General features: G+C 59.8%; 7 protein-coding genes and 1 pseudogene. 3 read left to right on the plus strand and 5 right to left on the minus strand.

Annotated features, from left to right (window positions below; genetic code table 11):
- On the minus strand, nt 1-293 hold a 293-nt coding region (locus tag Y707_RS29865), incomplete at its 3' end, for an undecaprenyl-diphosphate phosphatase (RefSeq protein WP_035781611.1).
- 93 nt (nt 294-386) lie between these two features.
- Between Y707_RS29865 and Y707_RS0112665 the strand changes: the two genes are divergently transcribed.
- Nucleotides 387-1,325, plus strand: a complete 939-nt coding sequence (locus Y707_RS0112665) for an aldo/keto reductase (protein WP_026535375.1) — start codon at nt 387-389, stop codon at nt 1,323-1,325.
- Here Y707_RS0112665 and Y707_RS0112670 read toward each other — a convergent pair.
- The 3 genes from Y707_RS0112670 to Y707_RS29870 all read right to left on the minus strand — a co-directional run bounded on the left by Y707_RS0112670 (nt 1,322) and on the right by Y707_RS29870 (nt 3,141).
- Nucleotides 1,322-1,603: a hypothetical protein gene (locus Y707_RS0112670; RefSeq protein WP_026535376.1), complete on the minus strand. Its 282-nt coding sequence runs from the start codon at nt 1,601-1,603 to the stop codon at nt 1,322-1,324. The two genes, Y707_RS0112665 and Y707_RS0112670, sit on opposite strands and share 4 nt — an antisense overlap.
- Nucleotides 1,604-2,209: 606 nt before the next feature.
- The gene (locus Y707_RS0112680; protein ID WP_026535378.1) at nt 2,210-2,563 is read right to left on the minus strand and encodes a hypothetical protein; all 354 of its coding nucleotides are present in this window, start codon (nt 2,561-2,563) and stop codon (nt 2,210-2,212) included.
- A 113-nt stretch (nt 2,564-2,676) separates the two neighbouring features.
- Nucleotides 2,677-3,141 carry an RES domain-containing protein gene (locus tag Y707_RS29870; RefSeq protein WP_081744839.1) on the minus strand — a complete coding sequence of 155 codons (465 nt, stop codon included), beginning with the start codon at nt 3,139-3,141 and terminating at the stop codon, nt 2,677-2,679.
- Between Y707_RS29870 and Y707_RS31490 the strand changes: the two are divergent.
- Nucleotides 3,083-3,253 (plus strand): annotated as a pseudogene (locus tag Y707_RS31490) (IS30 family transposase); the annotation flags it as partial. The gene Y707_RS29870 and the pseudogene Y707_RS31490 sit on opposite strands and share 59 nt — an antisense overlap.
- A gap of 137 nt (nt 3,254-3,390) precedes the next feature.
- Here the strand turns inward: Y707_RS31490 and Y707_RS0112695 are convergent.
- Entirely contained in the window at nt 3,391-4,713 is a 1,323-nt protein-coding gene (locus tag Y707_RS0112695; protein WP_026535380.1) for a hypothetical protein, read from the minus strand.
- Between the two features lie 716 nt (nt 4,714-5,429).
- Here Y707_RS0112695 and Y707_RS0112705 point away from each other — a divergent pair.
- The gene (locus tag Y707_RS0112705; RefSeq protein ID WP_026535381.1) at nt 5,430-6,920 is read left to right on the plus strand and encodes an NCS1 family nucleobase:cation symporter-1; all 1,491 of its coding nucleotides are present in this window, start codon (nt 5,430-5,432) and stop codon (nt 6,918-6,920) included.
- The last annotated feature ends 306 nt before the right edge of the window (nt 6,921-7,226 follow it).

Here is a 7,226-nt window from a genome sequence, read left to right on the forward strand (position 1 = left end):
GGCAGGCTGCCGATAATGACCAGCCAGCCCATCCGGGCATCAGGGTCGTTGCGCGGAACCGTGCCGCGCAACGATCCGAACCAGGACTTGACGATGCGGACGATGTCGCGCCAGAAATAGACGACGACGGCGGTCTCCGTACCCAGCTGGGTGATCGCGGTGAATGCCGCCCCCGGGTCCTCCCCGCCGGGCAGGAACTCACCGACCACGCGCAGATGGGCGCTGGACGAAATCGGCAGGAATTCCGTCAGTCCTTGTACCAGTCCAAGAATGACTACTTCAATCCATGTCACATAAAGACCCTAAAGCAATGTCAGGCATGATCCGGACAAGGACCGCGCCCAGCCGTGCCGGAAGTGACTGGAAACACCGTTAGGCTTACTTCTATGCAGCAACGATACTTGGGCTCGAGCGGATTGCAGGTCTCCGAACTCGGGATGGGAACCATGTCCTGGGGCCACGAGACTGATGAAGAGGCTGCCACCGAGTCTCTGCGCAGTTTCGTCGACGCCGGGGGCAACCTCGTTGACACAGCCGCCGGCTACTCGGACGGCAGCAGCGAAGCCATCCTCGGTGCCATGCTCGGCGACCTGGTGGCACGCCAGGATCTGGTCATCGTTTCCAAGGCCGGAATCTCCCGGCGCAACGGCAAACGCACTGTTGATACCTCACGCCGTGCAATGCTGGACGCCCTGGACGGGACACTGGCGCGCCTGGGAACCGATCACCTCGACCTCTGGCTGGCGCATACCTGGGATGAGCATGTACCACTGGAGGAAACGCTGGGCGCTCTGGAACTGGCAGTTACAACCGGCCGGACCCGCTACGCGGGAGTGTCCAACTACTCAGGCTGGCAACTTGCCCGGGCGGCATCAATCTCAGCCGTGCCACTTGTGGCGAACCAGGTGGAATATTCGCTGATCCAGCGCTCCGCCGAACGGGAAATCGTTCCGGCGGCAAAGGCGCTGGGAATCGGGATTCTCGCCTGGTCTCCCCTGGGACGGGGCGTATTGACAGGAAAGTACCGGGGGAACATTCCCGCCGATTCGCGCGGCGCCAGCGATCGTCTGGCAGCTTACGTCGAACCGTACCTTTCCGGCAGGCCGGAACGAATCACAGAGGCGCTGATTACGGCCGCCCGCGGACTCGACCGCCAACCCCTGGAATTAGCCCTCGGCTGGCTCCTGCAACAACCGGCGCTGTCCGCTGCCATTGTTGGCGCCAGGACCCCCGCACAGTTGAAGGAAGCCGTTTCGGGTAACTTCAGTGCTGTTCCAGCCCAAATTGCCGAAGTGCTCGACGAGGTCTCAGCACTGGCGGATTAGTTGCGCACGACCTCGAGATCGTCTTCTTCGCCGAGGTCGTCGTCCTCGATCCCGTCGTCATCTTCGTCCTCGTCATCGTCGTCGTAGATGACTAGAGGAGTCACTTCGCTATAAGCGTCGTAAAGCGCTTCCTCGTAGGCCTCGAACGCATCGGCAATGGCAAGATATGCTGATTCCACTGCTGGATCAGCATCGCCACGGCGGCTCGTGGCTGCCGCCAAATGCTCTTCCAGAGCCGACGTCAAAGACTGGAGCGCGACACGCGGATCAATGCTCATGTAGTAGACGTTATCGGTTATTCGGCCAAAAAGGAGGGGGCATGAAGAACTTTAGTTGCCGCATTTCCTTCGCTGACAGAAAAATGTTGGTTCGTTCCACCGGTTGAGTGTCCGTCTTCCGTTCAAACCCGGATTGGATGCACTAGGCTCTGATCTTGGGTAAAGTCCGAAGTCAAGGATGACGAGCAACGGGGACCCTGCCGGGATTTGGAGGACCGTGAGAGAACATTACTTGACTCATTTCCTTCGACAAGAGCAAGAACAGCGCCTGACCTGCAGCTTCTTCGACCGCCACTCCCCTGTTTTCATCGAAAGTCCAACGAACTACACGGAAACAACACACTTTCGCGGATAAGCGGATCAGAGCTGGCCGGCAAAAACCCGTTCGATACCGACCTTACCCGACGCTTCCCAGCACTTCCCGGAGTGAGCCGATATTGTCCCTTTCATGCATGCTCGCACGCGTGGTCGACACCACCGGCATCCGCCGGCGGGCGCTCCGAAACCACTCCTCGGCAATCTTCACGGCATCCCGTTCGGCCAAATGTGCCAGCCCCTTATGCCTCCCGTTGGACTGCACAGAGACAGTCCCGCTTCAAGCTGCAACTAGAACGGTGGATCTTCGCGTGAGCCACTCGACCAGTTATATCCATTGAGATCCGTTTCTTCTGAAGCCCCTTGCGCTGCGGCTGCGAGCTCAGCCTGCCGGACTTTCTCTGCCTCTGCCTGGCGGTGCTCCTGAGCAGCCTTAATGTCGCGAGGTTCTTCATCCGAGAGCCGCACCATCAGAGCACCTGCGACGTGAATCATCAGCCATGCGTCGGCCCGAGAAATCTCCCCATTCCGGTTGTAGTGGGCGTTGCCTCGGTGCGAGCGGTCAGCGTTGATCCAATCGACGGTGAGTGATCCGTCGGCGTCGGATACGAGCGAGTCTCCTCGCAACCAGTCGCGTGTCGCCATCCTGTTCCGCAGAGTGATCGTTCATCGAACGCCACTGTCAGCCTCTAGCGCGACGCCGCACCGCGTCTTTCGGACAAGATTTGGGTTCCTGCAGGTAAGCCTTGGCCCAACAGCTACAGTCCCGCAGTTGTCGCTTCTTCCTGCACCCAAGCCGAGGTGTCCGTGAGCGGGCCTCGTTGCAGACTCCCAGGAACGAGTCCCAACCAGGCCGTCGCCTCGCCGGTCCATTCGGCCTCCTGCTCCACGCAACCATCGTTGTCTGCGAAAAGCACACAATTTTTCACCGTTGGGTCCATGGCTGATCGCCGGAGAACTCCCAACGCCTGATTTCCATTAGCATCCTGAAACAGCTGACGGAGATACTCGGCAACAACTTGGGTGGGAACGTAATCCAGGTGCTCCTTGTCATCTGGCCGCGCCAACCGACGGACGTCAGCGGCGAAGCCTCGCAGGAACAGTAAATCGGGTCGCCGATGACGCTGTTTTGGATCAAACAGCGAAGGAACATCTGGAAATATCAACGAGAACACCAAGGGCTTGCTGCGCCAGTATTTCCCCAAAGGCACAGACCTAAGCATCCACAGCGCCGCAGACCTCGACTGGGTGGCCGCCGAACTCAACGACCGGCCACGCAAACGATTAGAGCTCAAGAAGCCGATCGAACTGATCGAAGGACTCCTGTTGCAATGACCGCCTGAATCCGCCGATCCCTTCGCGAGACAGGATAACCTGACGGAACGGACGCTTGTGACCCTTCTGATTCATTCAAGCGAGGGTGGCCCAAGCTGCGCGCGCCGATCTCTGACATGGTCAACAGGGTTGGTCAACTAGATGGGTGTTTCCCGGAGCCACTCGGTCCGCGTTTCGTCGACATGCTTGGTCCAACCGCCCTTCCCAGATGGATAGTCCGTGGATGGCCTTTCGCCGTCGTAGCACCAGAGACTATTAGGGTCCCCGACGGCTCCCATACCGAAGTGATAGCCCGATGAAGTCCGTCGATAGGCGAACCAAGCCTTGCCGTCGCCTTTGACCTTCATAACGATTCCGTGAGGGTCGCCCAGGCCCTGGCGCGCGAAGCTTCCGATGACAGTGAGGAGATCCCGAGGGAACTTGTTCTTATTGCGATAGTGGCCTGCGTGACATACAGCCAGCCATTCAAGAGCGTCCTTGGTGGCTTGAAATTCGCGGCGATCGAGTCTTCTTCCATCACTGTCGTAACCAGTAACACCAGCAAAGTCCTTCAGTCGTTGTCGAGCTGCTGCCCGACGCGCATCCTCGACCGCGGAATCGGAATGAAAAACCATGACCTCACTTCGTGCGCCTCGGAATGTCCCGGCATCGACAACCTCCCTCCCGCGCTTTCCTGCAAATCTGTCGATCGCGCGTAGGTTCGTTCTCAACCCGCTAATTATGCCCAGCCGGACGCGCACCGGTATTTCAGTACGATTCGAAAAGAACCCCAGACGTAGCATCAAAGTTTCGTACCCTGCCAATACAGCCGCCACATAAGCGAAGGGTACTGTCGCGAGCGCCAGCCATATCGGGAGGGCGAATTCGCGAAGAACGTCAGCCAACACGAAAGTCTCCGGCTTCGTAGCAAAGTTCACGGTTGTGGCGAGGAATAGCGCAAGTGCGATCAGAGCCAGGAGGCAGGTGACAATGTGGCCCACTACGCGCGTATCCTCCTTCGACTCGGCAACAGCTTGAAGCAATACGAGAACGACCAAAGCTGGGAAGAGGATGATCTCTGCCCACAAATCGAGCGTATGTACGTTCAAAATGAATTCGAAGACTACGGCAAGCCGAACGGTGTCGCGCAGGTGACCAGCAAAGAATCCAGTGGTTTTCGACGCTCTTGTTAGTGCGTTGATGTATAGCACCAGTCCGCTGACAACAAACCAGGCCAAGGTTGCTCCGAGCATCTTGGGCGTCCATAGTCCAAGTTGCCAAGCACAACCAACTATGCCGAACAGGAAGACCGCATACGAGCCCAAAGAAGCGATAATTTTCCAGTTCGCAAGACTCTTGGCAGCCGCAATCACCGACGGCCGGGATACGGGCATGAGAAATACAGCTACAACGAGCACCAACGCCCAGACTGCCGCCGCGAGCTCCCGTGTGTTGGCATAGGCGACCAGTGACCAGGTCATAGTCGTTTTTTCTTCACTGTCTTGATCAGTAACTGTTCATCGCTCATTGGTCCTTTTGTGGCATCGGCCTACCATGTGTTTCTACCGCGACTTTCAATAGCTCCACTCATCATTTGCCTCGATTTGGCGCCCCTAGTCTTGCTGGCATACCACCCGATACCCCCTACTTGGGATCGTACTTGTAGGAAGCCCCATCTCGGGGATGGGAAGCTGGCATCAGGGTAGAAGTATTAAAGATTCGCCGCCTTTCTGGTTTGCGTCGCCCCGGTGCACCCAAGCCGTCAAGGCGACAGGGTAAGGGCCGACGGTTTGCCCCAGGGGATGTACTTACCAATTGTGATCTATGTGAGAGGCTTTGCTGCACCTACCAAGCCGGTTCAGCGGCAGACGGTTTGGTTAGCGGTCCCTACGGTTCCTCGATCGTTCCATGAAGAAGGCCGTCAACATGCCGGCGGCCGTGACAGCATGGCGAAGGTGATGGGCCGGATCAGATGCGGCTGAGCGAAGCCGAGGATCCCAAGCGCCAGAACGACGGCGATGGTAGGACCGAGAATTTCCACGCGCTGGTCTCCGTAAGACAAAAGTCGACCGGGTTCGCTGTATCGCAACACACTATTGACGGTGTGTGACGCACGCCATATGCTTCTAGAACGAAATATCAGTTTCACGATGTGAAATATATACGTGCCGCTAATCGGTGCGGGGAAGCGACGGCCATGACCGCCCAGAACAACAACCTCTCGGACACCGATCTGGCGGTCAGCACCGCCGACCCGTCCCTTTACAACGAGGATCTCGCGCCGTTGCCGGCGTCGCGGCGCACGTGGGGCTGGTTCTCCATTTTCAACGTCTGGTCCAACGACATTCAGTCTCTGGCCGGCTACACGCTCGCTGCGAGCCTGTTCATCACCGCCGGCATCAATGGCTGGTTCGTCTTCGCCGCTATCCTGCTGGCCGGCTTCATCGTCAAGGTCCTCGTGGATTTGAGCGGGCGGCCCAGTGTCAAGTACGGCTTCCCCTACCCCGTACTGGCGCGGGCGTCGATGGGTGTACGCGGGGCGCAGTTCCCAGCGATCCTCCGCGCTGTGGTCGCGGTCTTCTGGTATGGCGCACAGACCTACTTCGCCTCCACGGCGATCGCGCTGGCCCTCAACGCCCTGCTGGGCTCCCCCGGAGGAGCCCAGTTCCTGGGCATGGACGGGATCTCGTGGATCTCCTACGTGATCGCGTCCGCCCTCCAGATCGCGCTCTTTTTGGGCGGGATCGAACGCATCGCGAAATTCCTCAACATCGCCGGCCCCGCCGTCTACGTCGTGATGATCGCGCTGCTCGTCGCGATCTGGATCCAGGTGGGGCCGGGGCTGCCCCAGGCCGTGGGCACCATCTTCTCGCGGTCCGAGGTCACCGGATGGGCGGTCGTCTCAGCCTTCGCCGGGGTGACCGGCACGATGATCGCCTACTTCGCCGCCGTCGTCATCAACTTCGGCGACTTCGCCCGCAACGTCCGCACCGAGAAGGCGATGCGCTTCGGCAACCTCACCGGCCTGCCGATGAGCCTGGCGCTGTTCACGTTCCTCTCGGTGTTCATCACCGCCGGCGCCTACCTGCTCTACCAGGGCGGGCAGGGCGAGCCGCTGACCAACCCGGCGGAGATCGTCGGCCTCGTGGACAACACGGCGCTGACGGTCCTGGCCGCGGTGACCTTCCTCGTGGCCACGCTGGGCATCAACGTCGTCGCGAACTTCATCCCGCCGTCCTACTCGCTGTCCAACATCAATCCGGAGAAGATCTCGTTCCGCAGGGCCGGCATGATCACCGCCGTCGCGGGGTTCATCATCGGGGCCCTGTGGGTCGCCGTGATCTCCAACATCGGCCTGCCCAAGTTCGTTGACACGCTCGGCGCGGTGCTCGCCCCCCTCTACGGCATCATCATCGCCGACTACTACCTGGTGCGGAAGCAGCGCCTGAACCTCCACGACCTGTACTCCACGGACCCCGACGGGGCCTACTGGTTCACCCGCGGCTGGAACCAGCGCGCAGTCGTGGCGTTCTCGATCGCGGCCGTATTCTCGATCCTGGCCGTGTGGCTGCCACAGCTCGCCCAGCTCAGCGGTTTCGCCTGGATCGGCGGGGCGATACTCGGTGCGCTCTTCCACTGGCTGGCCATGTGCAAGTTCGTGGTGCAGACCTCCCACGAAGACCTCTAAGCCTGACCCGTACGACAACAAACTGGAATTCCTCCCGCCAGGCACGAAACGCGGAATCGGCTTAAGGCTTGAGGGCAAAGCCGCGGGTCAGCGCCGTATGCCGATGACGCAAAATGAGACCCCACTCGAGTCGAACTTCGCGCCTCAGATGCCGAGCCTTCATACTGTCCTAATGGAGTGGACGCGCGCGAAGGACTGGCTGATCGGTGCTACTGGGATGGTCCTAGTCCTGGCGGTCGCGGTTGCGATCCTCTGGTGGGTGGTGAGCGACCCGGCCGGCGGGGGCGAGGCAGGGCCTGTGCCGTC

It is taken from the genome of Arthrobacter sp. H14 (assembly GCF_000520495.1).
Lineage (GTDB): Bacteria > Actinomycetota > Actinomycetes > Actinomycetales > Micrococcaceae > Arthrobacter_C.